We start from the raw sequence: 19,242 nt of genomic DNA on the forward strand, positions 1-19,242 counted from the left end.
ATTTCTTTATTCCAAATCGGTCATTTAGATATATTTTAGAATTTTAAAGAATCTACTGAACGATTACTTTGCCTGTCATCCAAGGATGTAACATACAATAATAATCATACTCACCAGCATCAGTAAAGAAATTTTCCCATGTTTCTTTTGGTATTATCATTCCTGAATCAAATAATCCATTATGTACTGCATTTACTCCACTAGTTACTGTATGAGCTGCAGAATCAGCATTAACCCAAACTACTGGCTCTCCAGAGTAAATTTCAACTGTATAAGGAATGTAACATTCGTTTGTAGTTTCACATCCAGGTGCACTAGAGCCTAATGCCATTGTAACTTCAACTGGTGCTGAACGTTTCTCTGTTGGTTCAGAAGTTGGTTCTGCAATTGGTTCTTCAACTGGTGCAGGTTCTTCAACAGGCTCTTCAACTGGTTCTTCAACTGGTGCTGGTTCTTCAACTGGTGCTGGTTCTTCAACTGGTGCTGGTTCTTCAACTGGCTCTTCAACTGGTTCTTCAACTGGATTTACATACACTTCTTCAAATTCATTTACACCAATTTGTCCAATCATCCAAGGATGAACCAAACAAAAGTAAGGATATGTTCCTGCTTTATCAAAAGTAAAATCAAAAGTAGTTCCAGACATAAACAATCCAGAATCAAACAGACCGTCCATTCCATCTGGAGTTCCTGAAGTCACAGTATGTGCTGCAGTATCATCATTACTCCATGAGACAGTATCGCCAACATTAATCTCTAAAGAATATGGCAGATAGCAAGTATCACTAGTCTCACATCCAGGAGATGACACACCTTGCGGAATTGAAACTGTATGAGTTGTTGGAAGAGCAGGCATTGTCATAACGGGAGATTCCATTCCAGGCGATTTCGTAGCACTGACAGAGTAACTTACTGTAAATTGAGTAGTGTTTTTAGTGTGAACTGCAAGTGCGTTTCCTGAAAACTCCCAAGAGCCCATTGCATTTTGAGGATCAACAAATGTCATCTCAAAAATATTCGTACCATCTACAGTCCAAATTTTTTCTGGATTTTCATCAGGACCAATTGGACCTCTTAATGATATCAGTTGAATTGGCTCAGATGCAGAGTATGAAAGAATTCCAGTATAGACATCACTTGATGGAGCAATAATTACTGCAATCTGGTGGGATTCATGTCCCATTCCAGGGTCTTGCACTGAATCCATAGTTCCAGACATTACAGTATCAGACATCAAACTATCTACTTTGTAATCAACAGTAAATGGGGTAGTATTTTTTGTGTGAATTGCAACTGCATTACCTGCAAACTTCCATTCTCCAATGGTATCATCTGGAGTTACAAATGTAAGTGCATATTTTGTTGTACCATCCAAAGTCCAAGTTGGTTGTCCTTTAGCTTCGCCATCTTTTAGTGGACCATGTAAAGCAATTAGTTGAATGGGTTCAGATGCATCATAGTGTAATGTGCCCGAATAAATTTCATCAGATAATGGAATGACTGAAACTGATTGATGTGATTCGTGACCAACTCCTGGATGTTGTGTAGATGTCATTCTGGTAAATCCATCTTGCAATGGTTTTTGAACTACACATTCACCAGGATACGCAAGTTGTACATTTGCTGCACCTAACATACATGAATTACCATAAGTGATATCATCAACACCGCAAACTGGATCATACTGCATAGTACATGCAACAGGTTTTGCTTCAGGTTCTACAATATATCCAGGATCCATTGAAATGAAAACCAAACTGATTGCCACTAAAACACCAACTGCTGCAATTATTCCAACTGTAAAATTCATCTTATCCACCTGTTAGTTTTGCAAACTTTTCATTCTTACTTAACTTTTCCATAAATTCAATATTAGATAATGCGACCACAGCAGACTCTACTACCGGAGTCTCCGGATCATTTAACGCTTTTTCTAAAACTGCTTTTGCGTCTTTTGAGCCAATCACACCAAGTGCTATTGCAGCTTCGTGTCTTACAAACAAACTAGGGTCATTAAGTGTGGCATCAGCCAAAGGAGGAATGCAACTAGACAAACACATCTGCCCAAGTGAAAATGCAGCTTCGTGTCTTACAAGCTCATTTGTATCATTTTTCAAAACTTGCGCCACATGTGGAACTTTATCTTCGCCACCAAAATCAACTAGAATGCAAGTAGCCCTAGTTCTTATTACAAAATCTGGATGAGTCAAAAGATTCACAAAGTAGGCAGTATCTTTTTTTTCATATTTTGCCTCCATCTCTGCAAATAGATCCAATCTGTTTTGAGTTACTGCCTGCATTTTGCTTTCAGGTTTTTTATATCCTATATTAGGTTACCCGAAATATCTACATCATCTTGAATATGCGTTATCTTTTTAAAAGAAAAAAAATCAACGTCGAACAATGAGTGTAGTAATAGGACAAAAAGCGCCAAATTTTGCAGTCTCTGATTGGGTTCAAGGCGCTCCTACAAACTTTGATCAGGAAAAAGATCACATCGTACTAGTCGAGGTATTTCAGGTAAATTGCCCTGGCTGCTTTATGCATGCACTACCTGAGGCAATTAACATCTACAACAAATACAAAGATGATGGAGTACGTGTGATAGGAATCGCTACTGCCTTTGAAGATTATGATAAAAATACTCTGGATAATTTAAAAAAATTAGTTGAGACAGGCGAAGTAATTGGAGAGACAAAAGATGCACTGTCAATGTACGGTCAATTACAATCAGGTAACAAACTACCATACAAGATTCCATTTCCATTAGCAATGGACAAACTAACCAAGATAGACGGTAAAGTAAGTGATGATAAAGTAATGCAGTTTATCTATGGACAAATTCCAGAATTTGATTCACAGCCAGAAGAATACAGAAAACAGATAATCCAGAGAGTCAGAGATTATATGAAATCAAAAGAGTATTCAGCAGAAACTTTTGAGAAATTTGCTTTACAAGGAACACCCTCGATGATCATAGTGGATAGAAAAGGAATCTTGAGAGATGTCTCCTTTGGACAATCAGGAAATGTAGATGCAGTTATTAGAAAACTGTTAAGCGAATAAAATTATTTAGATTTTTTATCTTTCTTTGATTTACTTTTATTTTCCAAAAGGTCTATTGCTCGTTGATTTGATAAAGTCCAGGCTTTGAACATCTGCCTAAAAACTTCATTTAGCTGTTTGTTCTCCGAAGTTCCTATCTGTACCTTGTAAGACTCCCAAGCAGCAATGATTGATTGATTGCTTTTTTTTAAAAATGCTAGCGCCTCTTTTTCTCCCAATAATGAAGGTGGTAAAATCACCGCTATTTTAGGCAATATCTAAAGTAAAACAAGCAACACAGACAGCATCACAACAATACAAAATCCGCCAATTAATGCAACCTTTCCATTATCCACAAGTATTCACTATACAGACAAAATAAAAATAAATCTCAAATCAATACCCCCAAAATGGAGTACTAAGTAGCATCATCATTATTCCATAAAATGCAGCAACACTGATTGCAACAGCAATAGCGCCTTTAGTGGTTTTTTTCATATGGTGATACAAACTAATTCAAACTTAAGGATTTTTAAAATTCATTTTCAAATTTGTAATCAAATTAACGTAAAGCTTGTTTCAGAGCATCATTGATTACTTTGGAATAACTGTAAGAGGAGTTTGTTTTCTGTATGATTTTTGCCTGTTTAGCACGAAGTTTCTTGTCAACATCATCTGCAATCATCACTGTGATTCTTTTTACCATGATTATTTTATGAATTATTATATTTAAGAGAAAAAGAGCTTTCTCACTAGTGCTAATTATGATAATCTTTATTGATGAGTTTGGAATTTAATTTCACAATTACTACTGCAGGTGCTACAAAATACATTCCAATGTTTAACAGTATTACAGAAAGTCCCAATCCAACAACCATAATTTCAGAATCGTCAGATAAAGACAATATAGACAGAGATGTAATCATTGGTGTAATTGTAATCTTTACTAGTTCTTTGAAAATTGGATTCTCACGCTCGTAATCAGCTATTACAGGACTAAATGAATAATACACATCATTAAAGGAATTCATAAATAATTTTCCAGATTCTGTTTTGAGTAATTGATTGTCTCTAATTTCACGTAGTTGTTGTATCTGGGGAGCTAGTTCACTACCATATGCTGCAGTTGCAATAAGACAACCGCCACCATTATCAATTTCTTTAGATGGTTCATCAGGTACAGTTTGATTTAATCCACGAAGATAATCAGTGCCTATAATCTCAATTTTACTATCACCAGAGCCTGTAAAATTTAATGTAATAAATGAAATTTGATTATTGATCTTTACATTTGGATGATATTCCTCACCATTTATGTAAAAAGTAAAATTTCCACTCAAAAGAGTTTGTGGAATGTATAGTTCACCTAAATTATTTTCAAGACCACTAGTGATGTATAGAGTAAGACGTTTTTGATCATCATCAAATTCATAATTTGAAATATCAAAGTTGGAGACTGTTTGAACTTCAAAAGAATGTCCACCGGTGTTAACTTCTAATCTATTTACCAATCCAGTCCTATCAGATAGTTGAGCAAATGCAGGTGTAATTACTAGTAGTAAAAGTAAAACGAATAAAATCGATTTCAATTTATGCGGTAATTTGAGGAATTCTTTGTCGTAACTCTTTGTCTTGTGCAATTCTTGGATGCATTGGGTCTGCCAAGATAACTTCAAACCAGTAATGCATACCGTCTTTGTAAACAAAGTATGAACCTAAAAGTTTCATGTTTGGATATCTTTCAAGTACTCTTCGTACTGCAACTGTCCTCATGTCATCATCTGCTTTGATTCTAGTAACACCAAGATGTTTTGGTCTTCTTCCTGCAACTGGTCTTTGTTTTCGCATACCACCAGTACCTACTCTCATTCTAACAACGACAATGCCTTGTTTTGCTTTGTAACCTAATCTACGGGCTCTTTGCAAACGACTTGGTCTATCTATACGAGTAATGGCATTATCTTTACGCCATTCTACTACTCTGTCTCTAATTTCTGGAGTATTTTCTTTCCATAGTTTGATCCAAGTCTTGTCTTGTATACTAGGCATATCGATTTTAGTAAAATCACCCTTTAATAACTTAAATCGTCTAGCATCCGCTAAGATATCAAAATGCTCCTTGAGTGGGTATCTCAACCGCACCCAAAGAGTTTGCATCCGCAGAAAACTCGATAATTCAGGTCATCATATTTTCATTAAAAAGGATTTCTGAGCATAGATTTGAGATTTTTATTGAGTAATCATAAAGAAAAGCAGATGAAGACAACACAGGGGATACTCATCATGGCATTGGTAGTTTTTGGCACTCTACCAAGTGTTTACGCCATACCCTCTGTTGAAATTATAATGGAAAAGACCACATACAATTATTGTGAAAAATTATTCTATACCATCAAAGTCTCTGAAATTACAGGAGACCCTGCAATATTACACATTACTGACCAAGCAGGAAAAGGAAGTAGTGCAATTCCAATTCCAATATCTAATTTAGAAACTCCAATTCCATCTGTGATGCCATTTGAGGCAGAAATTTTTCCACCAGGAAAATATACGTTAGATGTTGAATATTCAGGTGGAAAAGACACTATATCATTTGATTTGTTGGATTCAGAAAATGTGTGCATATCAACTGTAATGAAACAGTTTGCATTTAGTTGGCTGAACAACCAAATTTCTGATGGATTTTTCATAGATGCAATAAATAAATTTGTAGATAAAAAAGTGATCAATATTCCAGATAATATAAGTGAAAAAAATCTTCAAGATATACATATACCAATTTGGGTAAAAAATGTAGTTGCATGGTGGCTTGAAGAGAAAATTTCAGATGGTGAAGCAGCAAAAGCAATTCAATATTTGATTAACAAAGAAATTATTGTAATTTAAAAAATGAATAGATACTCAAAGATAACATTAGTGGCAATAATTGTCATAATAATTCCATTTGCATATTCAATATTGAATATCTTTGCAGCAGACCAGTTACAATTCAGATGGAGTGAAGGAAAGTTTAGTTTTTTGAATTATCAAATGGCGGAGATGTGGAATTTTGTAATACGATGCCATATTGGATGAGTTTTAAGAAATTTGAAATAATTACTTTTTATGATATGAAACAAAACGGAATATTTACGGTATATCCACTTACAATAAATCCAGCATCGACTGCTGTTCAAAAAGGAGTATTTACCTCTGAAGAATTTACTGCGGCCCAATATTTGTTTATGAACTTGGATTTTGAATTCGATGGAGGTGATATTAGAATAGACCCAAACAAGTTGTATGTAATGGTAAACATCAGTACTCCAATTATTGGAATAATCCCATATACTACCACTTTACAATATTCAGGATTTGAATTTAGTAATTTAATGAATAATGAAAAATTAAGTTGCTAGATTATTTACTACTCTTACTTGCTTTTGACATTATAGCCAAAACAAGTCCAACAATACCTGCAATAATAAATCCTGCAACAACTCCAATGACTAGTTGTTTTCCTAATCCTTGAGGTGCAACTTCAGATTCTGTAACTGGTTCTACTACGCATTCACCATCTTCAAGTACAGTTCCAGGTCCACATCTTTCATCTAAAATACAAACGCCATCTTTGAGAATTGTTCCAGGTCCACATTCTGTCTTTGGTTTCTCATCTACTGGTTTCTCAATAGGTGTAGGAATTGTTACTTCCTCTTCTTCAGGTTGAATAACTTCTTCCTCTTCTACTGGCGGAGTTACTTCCTCTTCAGGTTGAGTTACTTCTTCCTCTTCTACTGGTGTATCTTCAGACGAACCAAATTGAGAGCCAATAATTTCAATCTCTTCAGTTCCAAAAGGCAATGAAATGCTTAGAGTTCTACTTTGATCACTAGTGTTAGTTTCAGAATATTCTGGCTCATCACCATCGACTAGAACGATAAAGTCATCATCTTCACCTTGATAAACAGAATCAAAAAAGTTTCTATCCAGTGTAATGTCCAAAGTTCCTGGAGAACCTGTAACATCCACTTCAATAATCAAAGAAACAAAATCAGCATCAGCAGTAATCGAAGAAACAGTTACTTCGGTGCCAGTATAATCAACATCATAAGAGATTCCATTTACCACAACAGTGGAGGTCTCTGCATAAACAAAAGCTGAAGAAACAATTGCAACTAAAATTAATCCAACTGAGATTTTTGCAAGTGAACCCAAACTTGGCATTCTTCCTAGTCGGTCAGATTGTGCACTCATACCTTGACTTTGCATAAGGAGTTTCTACAAAATCCGTCTTAAAAAGAATGGGGCGATATTTAATCACGTATCAGTCAAGCTTTTTTGGGTTATTCTTCTAGTTTACGCAGAAATCAGATTACGCCACGCAGAATCTGAATAATTTTCTCCCCAATTATGTTGGCTGCCAAAGATTGAGCCTCCTTTGTCTGAGCCCCAATGTGAGGAGTTAGAATGACATTATCCAACTCGGCTAATTTGTTTCCTATTGCAGGCTCTTTCTCAAATACATCCAAAGCAGCACCACCCAAATTACCATTTTTTATTGCTTCATACAAAGCATCTTCATCAACTACTCCGCCTCTTGAAGTATTGATAATTTTTGCAGTCTTTTTCATGGTAGCCATTTTTTGAGCATTAATCAAATGATATGTAGAATCTAACAAAGGCACATGTATGGAAATGTAATCAGAACTTTGTAATAATGTGTCCAAATCAGCTTTCATCAATCCAACTTCTTTTGCAAACTCTTCATCAATTGGAACTACATCATAACCAATAATATTCATGTTTAGTCCTCTTGCAAGTCGCCCTAATCTTTTTCCAATATTTCCTAATCCAATAATTCCAAGATACTTGCCTCTAAGCTCTGTTCCTTTTAATTCATTTTTCAACCACTGACCATTTCTTATTGCTCTATCACCTCTTGCTGTTTGTCTAGACAAAGTCAGCATAAATCCCAAAACTAATTCAGCAACAGCATTCATTGCACCTTCTGCAGCATTAATTACTCGAATGTTTTTTTCTTTAGCTGCCACTTGATCAACGTTATCTAATCCAACTCCAACCCGGGCAATGATTTTACATTTATCAGCTTTTTCGATCATCTCTCGTGTGATAGTAGTTCGACTTCGAACAATCACAATATTGAAAGTAGAAATTTTTTCTTTAATCTGTTCAGGAGTAATTTTTGGTTCATAAGAAACTTTCAATCCATTATCCTGCAATATTTTATTCAAAACCGGATCTACTTCATCACAAATTAAAACAGAATCATCAAATCCCATGTAATTAAGAAAAAAACTACAGAATATAACTCATTAAGAATAGAAAAATAGAAAAAGTTGAGTTTAGTACCTATCTAAGGTACTGGTGGTAATGTTGGTATTACTTCCCATAAAGGAATCATACCTGCATCTTTCATTTCAGAAGCTACTTCATCAGTGTATAGACCATGAATGTTTACTGCTGGATGTGCAATACTGTTCATTCCCATTGGAGGGACAGCATCACTTGGGTTACCCAATGCGTAAGCATATGATGGAACTGGTGCTGGAATTACTCCTGCATCAACCAATCTTGGATTCAATCCAAATGGATCACCTGCTACAAATACCGTAGCTGCGCCAGTGTAAATTGCGGCATAGTCGTGATTAACTGCTGCATATGCACCTGGTTCGTCAAATACCAAATCAACAATCATTCCTTGTGAGCCACCGAGTAACCATGTTTCAGTTGCTGCGGATTGTACTCTGTTACCTTGTGTAACTCTGTCCAAGATTTCACCAACAATGTGGAAAAATACTGGTTCGTTACCTTGGTTTTCAACAAAGAGTCTTACATGCTGATCATTTTCAACAAATAAGAGTTGTGATTGGTACTGCTTGTGTTCAAGTCCATTCCATGGTTGTGCAACAAAGATGTTCTTGTTTGCATCACCTTTTACAAGGATGTTATGTAACATGTTTGGTACATAACCAAATTGCATTCCGTTAACAACTGTTGCAGTGTTTTGATGTCCGAACATTTTTCCGGCATCATAATTACCTTCAGGTGTAAGGTACAATTGGTTGTATTGGAGTGTGAACTCTAATGCATCTGCATCGTAGAACTGTCTGTCTAATGTTACTTTGCCATTACTAACTGCTGTTTTCTCGACCATTAATTTGTTGTAACCATCGATTGGGTCAACAATTGTTAGTCCGTACATGCCGGAAAGAACGTGTTGATCCATTCCAATGAGTTTGACACCAGAACAATGGTATTTGAAAACACCAGCTGCTTCTGCAATGTAGCAGTATTGACTTGTTTCACCCGGATTAACGGATTCAAAGTTTCCTGCAGACATTTGTGATGCATGCATGTCGTTACCGTGTCCAGTAACTTCACCTGCTGGGATGGTTAGTGTCATTTTTACGACATCACCTTGAGTAACTCTTAGTGTTGGTCCTGGGACTTGTCCACTAAAGGTCATTGCATTGAATGTCTTTCCTCCCATGATTGGAAGGGTAACACTTTCGCCAGTCAAGTTGAACTCTACGACTTTTCGTCCAGAGTCTGCTAATGCGCCACAATCAGTTTCTGCGAATGCCTCTGGCATTACAAGCTGTAAACCGCCCATTTGGTGGATTTGTTCAATTACATCGGCATTCATTTTTGAAACGTCGAGTGATTGTCCACTAATTTGGGTTTGTGTGTATGTGCTTCCGAATAAGGTTGCCCCCATTACAGCGACTGCTGCAATAGTAAAGAGCATACTGATACGCTTATTCATTATGCAACGTGTTCATGTTTCATATATAATAATTCCCATTTTACTACCTAAAAATAAAAAAAAATCACTAGAAAAAGAATGAATAATGGTAAAATAAAGAAAAATCAATATGAAATTTAGATTAGATGAAGATTCACTAGGCAAAGTCAAAATCCCATCAGACGCATACTATGGAGCATTTACAGGAAGAGCAGTAAAACAATATCACGTAACAGGAAACAAAGCACATCCGAATTTAATAAAATCATTTGTCATGATAAAAAGATCTGCAGCAATTGCAAACATGAAGACAAAAGCAATTGATGCAAAACGTGGAAATGCAATAGTTTCTGCATGCGATAAAATCTTGGCAGGAAAATTCACAGACCAATTTGTAATCGATATGATCAATTCAGGTGCTGGAACAGCTTTCAACATGAATTCAAATGAAGTAATTGCAAATGTCTCCTTAGAAATACTACACAAAAAGAAAGGTCAGTATCAACACCTACATCCAAATGATCATGTAAACATGTCACAGTCAAGTAACGATACTTATCCAACTGCAATGCATGTTGCAATTCTAATTAATCTAAAAGATACGATTCCAGCAATTGACACACTAATAAAATCATTAACAAAAAAAGCAAAAGAATTTTCATCATTTAAAAAAATTGGAAGAACACATTTGATGGATGCATTACCAGTAACACTTGGAAGTGAATTTACAGCTTATGCTACATCAATTACAAAAGCACGAAATGTAATTGTTTCATCTCAAAAAGAATTACAAAACATAGCACTAGGAGGAACTGCAGTCGGTACTGGAGCCAACACTCCAAAAGGTTATAGAAAAATTGCAATAGATGAACTTGCAAAGATTTCAAAATTATCTCTAGTTCCAGAAAAAGATATGCAGTTTGGATTGCAAAGTAAATTTGCAGTAGCAAATCTTTCAGGGGCATTACGTAACTTAGCACTTGAAATTGGCAAACTTGCAAATGACATCAGATTAATGGCTTCAGGTCCAGTTGCAGGTCTTTCAGAATTAGGAATTCCTGCAGTGCATGCCGGCTCTTCCATCATGCCAGGCAAAGTAAACCCATCACTAGCAGAATGCATGAACATGATTTGCTTTAACATAATTGGAAATGATACAGCCGTGTCATATGCAGCACAAAGTGGACAGTTTGAACTAAATGTAATGATGCCAGGTATGCTAAAGTGCATGCTTGAATCTACAGACATGTTGAAAAATTTCTTACCAATATTTTCTGCAAATCTAATTGATGGATTATCTGCAAACAAAGAAAAACTTCAAAGTAACATAGAAAACAGTCCAGTGATCGTAACACTTCTCACACCAAAGATTGGTTATCTAAAATCTGCAGAACTGTTCAAAGAATCCCTAAAAACTGGAAAATCAATTAGAGAATTAGTCACATCAAAGAAACTGATGGACAATAAAGAAATTGATGCATTGTTTAGATAAATCATGGCAAAGATTTTCGTAGAAGCATACGGATGTTCTGCTAGTTTTGCAGACTCGGAAATGATTTCAGGATTAATTGTAAACGGAGGTCATACACTAGTCAAAGATTCTTCAGAATCAGATTTGAACATAGTAGTAACATGTTCGGTAAAAGATTCAACTGCAAATAAAATGATGCATCGAATTAATTCTCTGAAATCAAAACCATTAGTTGTTGCAGGTTGTCTTCCAAAAGCTGAACAAAACACAGTAGAAAAGATCACTCAAAAAGCAAGCTTGCTAGGACCAAACTCATTAGGAAAGACATTACAAGTTATAGATTCGACATTAAGAGGAATAAAACAAGTAGCACTAGAAGATTCTGACCTATCAAAAGTAGGATTACCAAAAGTAAGATTGAATCCAGTAATCGGAATTATTGAAATTGCAAGTGGGTGTATGAGTGAATGTACTTTTTGTCAGACCAAATTATCTAAAGGCGATCTCAAGAGTTACAGATTAGGAGATATTGTTAGACAGGTTGAAACTGAAATAAGTGAAGGATGTAAAGAAATTTGGTTAACTTCAACAGATAATGGATGTTATGGTTTGGATATCAATACAGATTTGCCTACTTTGATAAATGCTGTAACAGAGATTACAGAGGATTTTATGATAAGAGTAGGTATGATGAATCCAATGTACATGCCAAGAATAAAGAATGAATTGATAAAGTCATTTGATAGCGATAAAGTTTACAAATTTCTGCATATCCCTGTACAGAGCGGCAGTAACAAAGTCCTAAACGATATGAAACGAGGTCATACTGTAAACACGGTCAAAGAAGTAGTAAAAAAAGCTAAAGAGCGATTTGAAAACTTTACAATTTCAACTGATGTCATAGTAGGATTTCCATCAGAAACAAATGAAGATTTTGAGAAAACATTCGAACTCATTAATGAAATACGCCCAGACATCGTGAATCTTTCAAAGTATAGTGCAAGGCCAGGTACAGAAGCTGCAGAATGGGATCAGATAGAAGCATCAGAAGTAAAAAGAAGAAGCAGAGTCATCTTCAATCAAATAAATAAAATTTCATTAGAGAATAACCAAAAATGGATCGGTTGGAAAGGCAAAGTTTTGTTTGATGAAGAGACTAGTGAAGGGATCAAAGGAAGAAACGAGGCATACAAATCAGTATTTGTCAAAGATAAAATCAAGATCGGCCAGACTCATACAGTCGAAATAATAGATGCAACTACGCATAGTATTCTTGGAAAGATCGTAAGCTAATTTTTTTAGATTGAAGATTTGATTAAAATAACGTAAGAAGGTTTTTTATCCAAATCAGTGAATAACACTTGAAATGACTTTTCAAGTAAAAGAACCGATCTTAATTATTGGTTTAGGTGGCGCAGGCTCAAAATTAGCAATACAAGCCAAAGATACTATAAATTCAGATTGTCTAATTATCAGCAATGATCAAAAAGACCTACAATCAGAAAATGATTCAATCAAGGTTTCTACTGATTCAGTCATCAATCCATCTGTTCAGTTAATCAGAGGCTCAACATACAAAGTGGCAGACCAGATAAAGTCCAAAATTTCAAACTATTCTACAATCATACTAATGACCAATTTAGCAGGAAAAACAGGGTCTGCAATATCTCCTGTAGTCTCAGAAATTTGTAAAGAATCAGACAAAGGACTAATTTCATTTGCAATAATGCCATTCAAATACGAAAAAGATAGAATTTTCAATTCAGGTATTTCATTAAAAAGAGTGAAAGCAGATTCACAGTGTACCGTTGTTCTAGATAACGATTCATTATTAGAAAGTAATCCAGATTTAAGCCCAAAGACATGTTACAAAATTGCAAATGATGCAATAATGCATGTAGTTAGTTCATTGAGTTCCTCAGAAATTCCAAATGAAACAAACATACTAACAACTAGCAAAGATGGTCAAAAAATCGAAGAATCTTTAAGAGATTCACTCAAAATGTTATATGAAAATGCACCACCACACTCTGTAAAGCATTCAATGCTCTATGTGGTAGGCGGAAACAATATTCCAGCAGGAGTATTAAATTCAATTTCAAATCTAACCAATGGAATACTAGGTGAATCTAGTTCACATATTGATATGTCATCATCTTCAAGTGAATCAAAAATAGTAATGTTATCTTCCATTCAAGGAATGACAAAATTCGAAAAATATGATCCACTGGGAATTATTCCTCAAGAAGATACGCTTGATTGGACACATCCTGACTGTAGTATTGATTATAAATTAGATCTATACCAATTAGAATAAAATTATCTTTTAATAATTTTTAGAAACTAAATTTTTATTTAGATTTTTTAACTGTTTTTTTAGCTGGAGCATCTTTCTTTACTTCTTTAGCTGGAGTTTCTTTTGGTGTTTCTTTCTTTACTTCTTTAGCTGGAGTTTCTTTTGGTGTTTCTTTCTTTACTTCTTTAGCTGGAGTTTCTTTTGGTGTTTCTTTCTTTACTTCTTTAGCTGGAGTTTCTTTTGGTGTTTCTTTCTTTACTTCTTTAGCTGGAGTTTCTTTTGGTGTTTCTTTCTTTACTTCTTTAGCTGGTGTTTCTTTCTTTACTTCTTTAGCTGGAGTTTCTGGTTCATCAGTAAATGGGGAAACCAAAATGTAACCTTCATCTGTTTTACTCATTCTAACTCTAATTTTTCGTGGAGGACTACGTACCCCTTTTGACCAAATAATATGAGCAAGATCTTCTTCAATTTTGATTTCAGATGTCTTCATGTGATGTCGAGCAAATTCTTTAATCATGTTAATAGCTCGTGGTGCACGATGTGTATCCACTGAAAGTAAAACTTTACCTAAATTGATAGTATACACTCTTTCTAATTCTTGAGACATCTAGCCAACCTCCACATCTGTTGATCTCCAAGCTCTACGCTTTGGATTTGATCTAACGTCTCTTTTAGTCCTAAGAATAATCCAAGCTGGGACAGCTGAAGTCTGTCTAGTCTTTTTTAACAGACGAATTTTTCTTGGAGATGACTTGCGTGCAGCCATATTTTTCAGGCACGAAGAGCTCTTTTTAAATGAATCTCAGGAATTTAGGCGATGTGTAATTTGTTTTAGTATTCTTGCAGAAGCTCCCCAGACAATTTTATTTTGATACTCAAAGGTAAACATTTCTTGAATTCGGTTATGACTTGGGTCGGGATCCTTGGCCATTGTTTTCAAAAAAGGATCTAAAGGAATATGAAAAATTTTTTCTACTTCGTTGTTTGCTGAAAGCGATGTGATTTCATCAACTATTGAAACAAATGGCAAGATAGTAAAACGAGAATTAAGAGTTACAACTGGTTCCAGTTGCCCTGTTACTTGTTCTTTTGAAATTCTCAAACCAATTTCTTCTTCAGTCTCACGTAATGCAGTATCTAAAAGATCAGAATCGCTAGAATCAAATTTTCCTCCTGGAAACGAAATTTCCCCAGCATGAAAATTCAGATGCTTTGGTTTTTCAGTCATAACTACAAACGGTTCTTTTCCATAAATCACAACAAGTACAGATGCTAGTTTGTTTGTTCCATTATTCTCTAAAACAGGATTGATTTTACTTGAGAGTAATGATTTCAAAGTTTTCAGATCCATCATAGATATTTGAATTATCTATTTTATGGAGTTTTTGTTTAAAGGTTTTAACCAAGTTAAATTGGAGATTCTTTGTGGCAATAATCTACGAAATAAATCCACCAAAAATACCAGATGGAGAGATATCAGATGATGAAATAAATTCATCAGTTGAAAAACTCCTACAAAGAGTTTCAGATATTAGTAATTTTTGTGATGGCATACACGTAACAGATTCTGTATTAGGCACTAAACGAGTTTCGGCATTATCTATTGGGAGATTATTAAAGAGCATTCATCCTAATTTGCAAATTACCATTAGCATGAGAGTTAGAGACAAAGATATGAATTTGATTAAACATCTCACCCAAGAATCAATAGAATTGAAATTAGATGGAATTTTAATTTTAAAAGGAGATCCATCCAAAGAAAATCCAACAGATTCTGGTCTAATTCCAAGTCAAGTTGTAAAGGAATTAAACGAGTTAGGCTATGGAAATAAAATTGACTTTTTCTTGTCATTACCTAGTAACCCTAACTTTGAAAAAATTCAGAAAAAAATTGCCGCCAAACCAAAAGGTTTCATGACACAAGTAATTCATTCTACAGAACAAGTTCAAAGAATTTCTAACGAATTAAGACCAAAAGGATTGAGAATTATCCCATGTGTGTTATTACCCTCAGATAAAAACAATAATTCAGCAAAGTTTTTGGAATTAGATTGGTCAAATTACAAAGAAAACCCATCTAATTTTATTAAACAAATTCATAATATGTCAGGAGATGTATTGGTTACATCACCAAATGATTTTACATTTGCAAAAGAAACACTAATGAAAATCTAAAGCACAAAATATTGTGATTCTGGATGATGTACCACAATTGCTGCTGTAGATTGCTCAGGAATTATTTGCCCAGATTCAGTTAGCGTCATTCCAGATTTTTCTGGTTCAAGCAGTTTCCAAACTAGTTCATGCTGCATTACATCAGGACAACTTGGAAATCCCCAACTGTATCTAAGACCTCCTTTTTCTCCCAGTTTGAATTCAGATTTTATTTTACGATTTATCCACTCTGCTAGTGCCTCAGCAACTTCAACTGCCAAACCATGCAAATAGTATGCATCAGTATACTTGTCTTCTTTGTTCCATTTCTCTATAACATCTGAAGCTTTAGTTCCAACTGTAACTGCTTGAAATGCAACAATATCATCTTCGCCAAAATAATCAGTAAGACATAGATGACTAGATTTTGAAGAACGCGGAAAATCAAATACAACACTATCGCCTTTTGGATCATCAACTACAAGTTTTCCATCTTTATTGTGACATTTGAAAAATCCATAAACAATTTCGGGTTCAAATAATTTTTCTCTAATTATTCGAATTTTCCACTCATTTAGCAATATTTCATGATCAGCCTCAGAGTCAGACCCAGCCTTACCACGTAATCCCCATGATAATTTGAATAATGATTTTTTGTCAATCAATTCCCAAACTTCATTCATTTTGATTTGATCAGATTTCAATCGTATCGGAATTCCAATAATTGATGGAGTATGCGGTACCACGGGTTTAGTATCACTTTTTGGAAGAGAAGAGGTGTCAACAACCACCGTAGACCTATCTTTCCAATTTTCAAGTTTCTCCTTCCACTGAGCTATGAATTTAGGTTTTTCATTTGAAACTAGCGTATCCATAGTTTTCAATCCTTCAAACATTGTATTACAATAAAATACTCCAGATTCGTAAATGCCATCTTCTTTTGCAATTCTGTTGATATAGTTACTATTGATTGCAGCACCACCGCATAAAATTGGAATTTTCATTTTATTTTTTCTTGCATGTTCTACAAAATATTGCATCTGCTTTGATGTAGAAACCAAAAGTGCAGACAGTCCTATAGCGTCAGGATTCACTTCATCAATTTTTTCCAAGAATTTTTGTAATGGAACTTGTTTTCCAAGATCATAAACAGTATAACCATTATTTTGGAAGATTGTTTTAACTAAATTCTTTCCAATATCATGAACGTCACCATAAACGGTTCCAAGAACCAGTTTACCTTTTGATGTACCTTCTTCTCTAATCAGATATTTTTCTAACTCTCCTACCGCTGCCTTCATACATTCAGCAGATTTGAGAACAAATGGGAGAATTAATTCTCCTGAACCAAATTTATCACCAACCTCCTTCATAGCAGAGAGTAAATCCTCGTTTAGTGTTTTGATTGCACCATCATGAGTAACTTCAGGAGGCGCATTCAAAGAAAGAACTCCATCATGATCTTCAATTATGTCATTTTTGCCTATCTTTTCTGCAATAGCAGAGACTACATCATTTTGTATTCCGTCTTTGAGTCTATTTACAATTCTAAAGTTTGCACGTTTTCCAGCGGGCCATGTTGGATCTACATCCTCTTTTTTAGAAGTATCACTTACTAACGAACCTGCTTTCTCAAAATGAATAATTAATTCAGAAAGGGCATTTGGATGAGTATTAAAGATTAAATCTTCAGCAAGTTTTTTTTCTTTTTCATTAATTTCCCCATAAGGAATTATCTCTTTTGCATTTACTATAGCTGTGTCAAGTCCATATTTTACTGCATGATACAAAAATACAGAATTGAGAATTTTTCGAGCGTATGGTGCTAATCCAAAACTAATATTACTTAATCCCAAAGTAGTAAAAGAATTTGGAAATTTTGCTTTGACAAGTTTTATTCCTTCCAAAGTATTTTTTCCTGCATCCAAGAATTCATCTTCCCCAGTAGCAAGTGTAAATGTAAGAACATCAAAAATAAATTGCTCAATTTTTAATCCATATTTTTTTCCTGTTTCATAAAGTAATTCTGCAGTTTCAACTTTCTCTTGAGGAGTTTTTGCCATGCCTTTTGGTCCAATACACAGTGCAATTGCAGGTAAACCATACTTTGCCATAATTGGTGCAAGACGTTCAAATCTACTCCCATTACCTTCAAGATTAATTGAATTAATTATTGGTCGTCCAGGAATTTGTTCCACAGATGCTTCTATCACATCAGGATCTGTCGAATCAATAACTAGTGGAGCATCAATTTCTAAACTTAATTTTTTAACAAGATTTAACATGAATTGTTTTTCATCAGCTCGTTCAGTAGTTGCAACACAAATATCAAGACAGTGTGCACCGTCCTCTACTTGCGTTCTTGCCAAGTCAATTAATCCATCATAATCATCATTGAGTACAAGCTGTTTTGCTTTTCTAGAACCTTGAGTATTGATTCTCTCACCAATTATTAGAGGTGGAGGTAATTGCTTCAAATCAACTGCTTTTTGTGCTGAGCTAACTCTAGGAATAGTCAATGTGATAAATTCTCCTCAGTTTTTCTAAATACTTAACCCTTGACAGAATAAGCTTTTTCGTCAATTACTTTCCGTAGTACAGCAATATGCTCAGGATTTGTTCCACAACAACCTCCAATAATTCGAACCTTTTTGTATTGTTTAAGAAAATCACCTAACAATTCACCCATCTTTTGAGGAGTCATTTTGTAAACTGCTTGTCCACCTTGATTTTCAGGCATGCCAGCATTTGGTACCACCAGTAAATTATGCTCATTTTGCTCATCAAGCCATCTAACACTTGGAGTCATTTCAGCTGGACCAGTAGAACAATTCAAACCAAAAACATCAATCCCCATATCAGATACGGTGGTATATGCAGCTTGGATATTTGTTCCAAGTAACATTTTTCCATATTGATCTAAAGTAGTATTTGCAATAATCGGAACTTTTTTTCCAGTTTTCTTCATTGCATTATGACATGCCTCAATTACAAGTTTAACTTCCAAAATATCTTGACTTGTCTCAATTAAGAGAGCATCAACTCCTCCAAGAATCAAACCTTCTGCTTGTAATTCAAATGCATTTCTAATTTCACCTAGAGGTTTTTGTCCTAAATCAGGATCGTTTGAGCTTGGAAGATAACCAGATGGACCCATTGAACCAATTACATATCGAGGTTTGTCAGTATATTCTGAACAAACTTCAACTGCTAGTTGTGCTATTTTTTTATTAAACTCTATTGTTTGATCACCAAAACCATATTCATCCAATTTAATTTTGTTTGAACCAAATGAATTAGTTTCAATGCAATCAGAACCTGCATCCAAATAATTTTTATGAATTTTTTTTATCCAATCAGGATGAGTGATAACTAAACCATCGTTAAACCCATCTTGATTATTTGGAAAATCTTCAGGTTTAGGATTATATTTTTGAATCTCTGTTCCCATTGCCCCATCAAAAAGCAATATTCTATTTTGTAATGCAGTAAGAAACGGTTCTTTTTGTACCAATTATTTTTAAAATGTCC

At 34.8% G+C, this 19,242-nt stretch carries 22 protein-coding genes; 8 read left to right on the forward strand and 14 right to left on the reverse strand.

The features are described 5' to 3' along the window. Positions 1–52 precede the first annotated feature (52 nt). Both DSQ20_RS07920 and DSQ20_RS07925 read right to left on the reverse strand, forming a co-directional pair. Positions 53–1,810: a plastocyanin/azurin family copper-binding protein gene (locus DSQ20_RS07920; protein ID WP_255458204.1), complete on the reverse strand. Its 1,758-nt coding sequence runs from the start codon at positions 1,808–1,810 to the stop codon at positions 53–55. A 1-nt stretch (position 1,811) separates the two neighbouring features. After that, positions 1,812–2,300 (reverse strand): HEAT repeat domain-containing protein, encoded by a 489-nt coding sequence (locus DSQ20_RS07925; protein ID WP_007551095.1) that lies wholly within the window; start codon positions 2,298–2,300, stop codon positions 1,812–1,814. A gap of 103 nt (positions 2,301–2,403) precedes the next feature. On the opposite strand from DSQ20_RS07925, the gene DSQ20_RS07930 reads away from it, so the two are divergent. After that, the gene (locus tag DSQ20_RS07930) at positions 2,404–3,066 is read left to right on the forward strand and encodes a peroxiredoxin (RefSeq protein ID WP_179365235.1); all 663 of its coding nucleotides are present in this window, start codon (positions 2,404–2,406) and stop codon (positions 3,064–3,066) included. A gap of 2 nt (positions 3,067–3,068) precedes the next feature. Here the strand turns inward: DSQ20_RS07930 and DSQ20_RS07935 are convergent, their stop codons facing one another. From DSQ20_RS07935 to DSQ20_RS07950, 4 genes are all read right to left on the reverse strand, one after another. After that, positions 3,069–3,320 (reverse strand): hypothetical protein, encoded by a 252-nt coding sequence (locus DSQ20_RS07935; RefSeq protein WP_179365236.1) that lies wholly within the window; start codon positions 3,318–3,320, stop codon positions 3,069–3,071. A 287-nt stretch (positions 3,321–3,607) separates the two neighbouring features. After that, a complete protein-coding gene (locus DSQ20_RS07940; protein WP_179365237.1) occupies positions 3,608–3,751 on the reverse strand; it encodes a hypothetical protein in 144 nt (47 codons plus the stop codon). Between the two features lie 52 nt (positions 3,752–3,803). After that, positions 3,804–4,634: a CFI-box-CTERM domain-containing protein gene (locus DSQ20_RS07945; RefSeq protein ID WP_255458205.1), complete on the reverse strand. Its 831-nt coding sequence runs from the start codon at positions 4,632–4,634 to the stop codon at positions 3,804–3,806. A gap of 1 nt (position 4,635) precedes the next feature. After that, positions 4,636–5,094, reverse strand: a complete 459-nt coding sequence (locus tag DSQ20_RS07950; RefSeq protein WP_007551103.1) for a 50S ribosomal protein L15e — start codon at positions 5,092–5,094, stop codon at positions 4,636–4,638. A gap of 207 nt (positions 5,095–5,301) precedes the next feature. Between DSQ20_RS07950 and DSQ20_RS07955 the strand changes: the two genes are divergently transcribed. Genes DSQ20_RS07955 through DSQ20_RS07960 form a run of 3 tightly spaced genes read left to right on the forward strand, consistent with a single transcriptional unit; the run spans position 5,302 to position 6,443 of the window. Beyond that, on the forward strand, positions 5,302–5,931 hold the full coding sequence (locus DSQ20_RS07955) for a hypothetical protein (RefSeq protein ID WP_255458206.1): 630 nt from the start codon (positions 5,302–5,304) through the stop codon (positions 5,929–5,931). A 3-nt stretch (positions 5,932–5,934) separates the two neighbouring features. Next, positions 5,935–6,120: a hypothetical protein gene (locus DSQ20_RS10860; RefSeq protein ID WP_255458207.1), complete on the forward strand. Its 186-nt coding sequence runs from the start codon at positions 5,935–5,937 to the stop codon at positions 6,118–6,120. Beyond that, the gene (locus tag DSQ20_RS07960) at positions 6,087–6,443 is read left to right on the forward strand and encodes a hypothetical protein (protein WP_255458208.1); all 357 of its coding nucleotides are present in this window, start codon (positions 6,087–6,089) and stop codon (positions 6,441–6,443) included. Before DSQ20_RS10860 ends, DSQ20_RS07960 begins: the two co-directional genes overlap by 34 nt. 1 nt (position 6,444) lies before the next feature. On the opposite strand, the gene DSQ20_RS07965 is transcribed toward DSQ20_RS07960, so the two are convergent. The 3 genes from DSQ20_RS07965 to DSQ20_RS07975 form a co-directional block, all read right to left on the reverse strand. Beyond that, positions 6,445–7,293 (reverse strand): hypothetical protein, encoded by an 849-nt coding sequence (locus DSQ20_RS07965; protein WP_255458209.1) that lies wholly within the window; start codon positions 7,291–7,293, stop codon positions 6,445–6,447. 98 nt (positions 7,294–7,391) lie between these two features. Then, a complete protein-coding gene (locus DSQ20_RS07970; protein ID WP_179365238.1) occupies positions 7,392–8,324 on the reverse strand; it encodes a D-2-hydroxyacid dehydrogenase in 933 nt (310 codons plus the stop codon). A 74-nt stretch (positions 8,325–8,398) separates the two neighbouring features. Beyond that, entirely contained in the window at positions 8,399–9,793 is a 1,395-nt protein-coding gene (locus DSQ20_RS07975; RefSeq protein ID WP_179366362.1) for a multicopper oxidase domain-containing protein, read from the reverse strand. 127 nt (positions 9,794–9,920) lie between these two features. Here DSQ20_RS07975 and DSQ20_RS07980 point away from each other — a divergent pair, with 127 nt between their 5' ends. The 3 genes from DSQ20_RS07980 (at position 9,921) to DSQ20_RS07990 (ending at position 13,578) form a co-directional block, all read left to right on the forward strand. Further along, positions 9,921–11,282 carry an aspartate ammonia-lyase gene (locus DSQ20_RS07980; RefSeq protein ID WP_179365239.1) on the forward strand — a complete coding sequence of 454 codons (1,362 nt, stop codon included), beginning with the start codon at positions 9,921–9,923 and terminating at the stop codon, positions 11,280–11,282. 3 nt (positions 11,283–11,285) lie between these two features. Beyond that, the gene (locus DSQ20_RS07985; protein ID WP_179365240.1) at positions 11,286–12,554 is read left to right on the forward strand and encodes a tRNA (N(6)-L-threonylcarbamoyladenosine(37)-C(2))-methylthiotransferase; all 1,269 of its coding nucleotides are present in this window, start codon (positions 11,286–11,288) and stop codon (positions 12,552–12,554) included. A 73-nt stretch (positions 12,555–12,627) separates the two neighbouring features. After that, entirely contained in the window at positions 12,628–13,578 is a 951-nt protein-coding gene (locus tag DSQ20_RS07990; protein WP_179365241.1) for a cell division protein FtsZ, read from the forward strand. A gap of 34 nt (positions 13,579–13,612) precedes the next feature. On the opposite strand, the gene DSQ20_RS07995 is transcribed toward DSQ20_RS07990, so the two are convergent. From DSQ20_RS07995 to DSQ20_RS08005, 3 genes are read right to left on the reverse strand one after another with little or no spacing between them, the layout of a single operon-like run. Further along, positions 13,613–14,164, reverse strand: coding sequence for a 50S ribosomal protein L31e (locus tag DSQ20_RS07995; protein WP_179365242.1), 552 nt, complete (start codon positions 14,162–14,164; stop codon positions 13,613–13,615). Beyond that, a complete protein-coding gene (locus DSQ20_RS08000) occupies positions 14,165–14,323 on the reverse strand; it encodes a hypothetical protein (RefSeq protein ID WP_007551116.1) in 159 nt (52 codons plus the stop codon). A gap of 36 nt (positions 14,324–14,359) precedes the next feature. Beyond that, on the reverse strand, positions 14,360–14,908 hold the full coding sequence (locus tag DSQ20_RS08005; protein ID WP_007551117.1) for a CoA pyrophosphatase: 549 nt from the start codon (positions 14,906–14,908) through the stop codon (positions 14,360–14,362). A gap of 74 nt (positions 14,909–14,982) precedes the next feature. On the opposite strand from DSQ20_RS08005, the gene DSQ20_RS08010 reads away from it, so the two are divergent. Beyond that, positions 14,983–15,732: a methylenetetrahydrofolate reductase gene (locus DSQ20_RS08010; RefSeq protein ID WP_179365243.1), complete on the forward strand. Its 750-nt coding sequence runs from the start codon at positions 14,983–14,985 to the stop codon at positions 15,730–15,732. On the opposite strand, the gene DSQ20_RS08015 is transcribed toward DSQ20_RS08010, so the two are convergent. Both DSQ20_RS08015 and DSQ20_RS08020 read right to left on the reverse strand, forming a co-directional pair. After that, complete coding sequence (locus tag DSQ20_RS08015; RefSeq protein ID WP_179365244.1) at positions 15,729–18,230, reverse strand: dihydropteroate synthase; 2,502 nt, start codon at positions 18,228–18,230, stop codon at positions 15,729–15,731. The genes DSQ20_RS08010 and DSQ20_RS08015 overlap by 4 nt on opposite strands. A 32-nt stretch (positions 18,231–18,262) precedes the next feature. Beyond that, entirely contained in the window at positions 18,263–19,225 is a 963-nt protein-coding gene (locus DSQ20_RS08020; RefSeq protein WP_007551121.1) for a homocysteine S-methyltransferase family protein, read from the reverse strand. Positions 19,226–19,242 lie beyond the last annotated feature (17 nt).

The sequence above is a fragment of the Nitrosarchaeum sp. AC2 genome (assembly GCF_013407385.1).
GTDB classification, from domain to species: Archaea; Thermoproteota; Nitrososphaeria; order Nitrososphaerales; family Nitrosopumilaceae; genus Nitrosarchaeum; species Nitrosarchaeum koreense.

Excerpts from the sequence above, each read along its gene's own strand:
- DSQ20_RS07920 (WP_255458204.1), bottom strand. The coding sequence starts at position 1,810 with ATGAATTTTACAGTTGGAATAATTGCAGCAGTTGGTGTTTTAGTGGCA.
- DSQ20_RS07925 (WP_007551095.1), bottom strand. The coding sequence starts at position 2,300 with ATGCAGGCAGTAACTCAAAACAGATTGGATCTATTTGCAGAGATGGAG.
- DSQ20_RS07930 (WP_179365235.1), top strand. The coding sequence starts at position 2,404 with ATGAGTGTAGTAATAGGACAAAAAGCGCCAAATTTTGCAGTCTCTGAT.
- DSQ20_RS07940 (WP_179365237.1), bottom strand. The coding sequence starts at position 3,751 with ATGGTAAAAAGAATCACAGTGATGATTGCAGATGATGTTGACAAGAAA.
- DSQ20_RS07950 (WP_007551103.1), bottom strand. The coding sequence starts at position 5,094 with ATGCCTAGTATACAAGACAAGACTTGGATCAAACTATGGAAAGAAAAT.
- DSQ20_RS07955 (WP_255458206.1), top strand. The coding sequence starts at position 5,302 with ATGAAGACAACACAGGGGATACTCATCATGGCATTGGTAGTTTTTGGC.
- DSQ20_RS10860 (WP_255458207.1), top strand. The coding sequence starts at position 5,935 with ATGAATAGATACTCAAAGATAACATTAGTGGCAATAATTGTCATAATA.
- DSQ20_RS07965 (WP_255458209.1), bottom strand. The coding sequence starts at position 7,293 with ATGCAAAGTCAAGGTATGAGTGCACAATCTGACCGACTAGGAAGAATG.
- DSQ20_RS07970 (WP_179365238.1), bottom strand. The coding sequence starts at position 8,324 with ATGGGATTTGATGATTCTGTTTTAATTTGTGATGAAGTAGATCCGGTT.
- DSQ20_RS07975 (WP_179366362.1), bottom strand. The coding sequence starts at position 9,793 with ATGCTCTTTACTATTGCAGCAGTCGCTGTAATGGGGGCAACCTTATTC.
- DSQ20_RS07980 (WP_179365239.1), top strand. The coding sequence starts at position 9,921 with ATGAAATTTAGATTAGATGAAGATTCACTAGGCAAAGTCAAAATCCCA.
- DSQ20_RS07985 (WP_179365240.1), top strand. The coding sequence starts at position 11,286 with ATGGCAAAGATTTTCGTAGAAGCATACGGATGTTCTGCTAGTTTTGCA.
- DSQ20_RS07990 (WP_179365241.1), top strand. The coding sequence starts at position 12,628 with ATGACTTTTCAAGTAAAAGAACCGATCTTAATTATTGGTTTAGGTGGC.
- DSQ20_RS07995 (WP_179365242.1), bottom strand. The coding sequence starts at position 14,164 with ATGTCTCAAGAATTAGAAAGAGTGTATACTATCAATTTAGGTAAAGTT.
- DSQ20_RS08000 (WP_007551116.1), bottom strand. The coding sequence starts at position 14,323 with ATGGCTGCACGCAAGTCATCTCCAAGAAAAATTCGTCTGTTAAAAAAG.
- DSQ20_RS08005 (WP_007551117.1), bottom strand. The coding sequence starts at position 14,908 with ATGGATCTGAAAACTTTGAAATCATTACTCTCAAGTAAAATCAATCCT.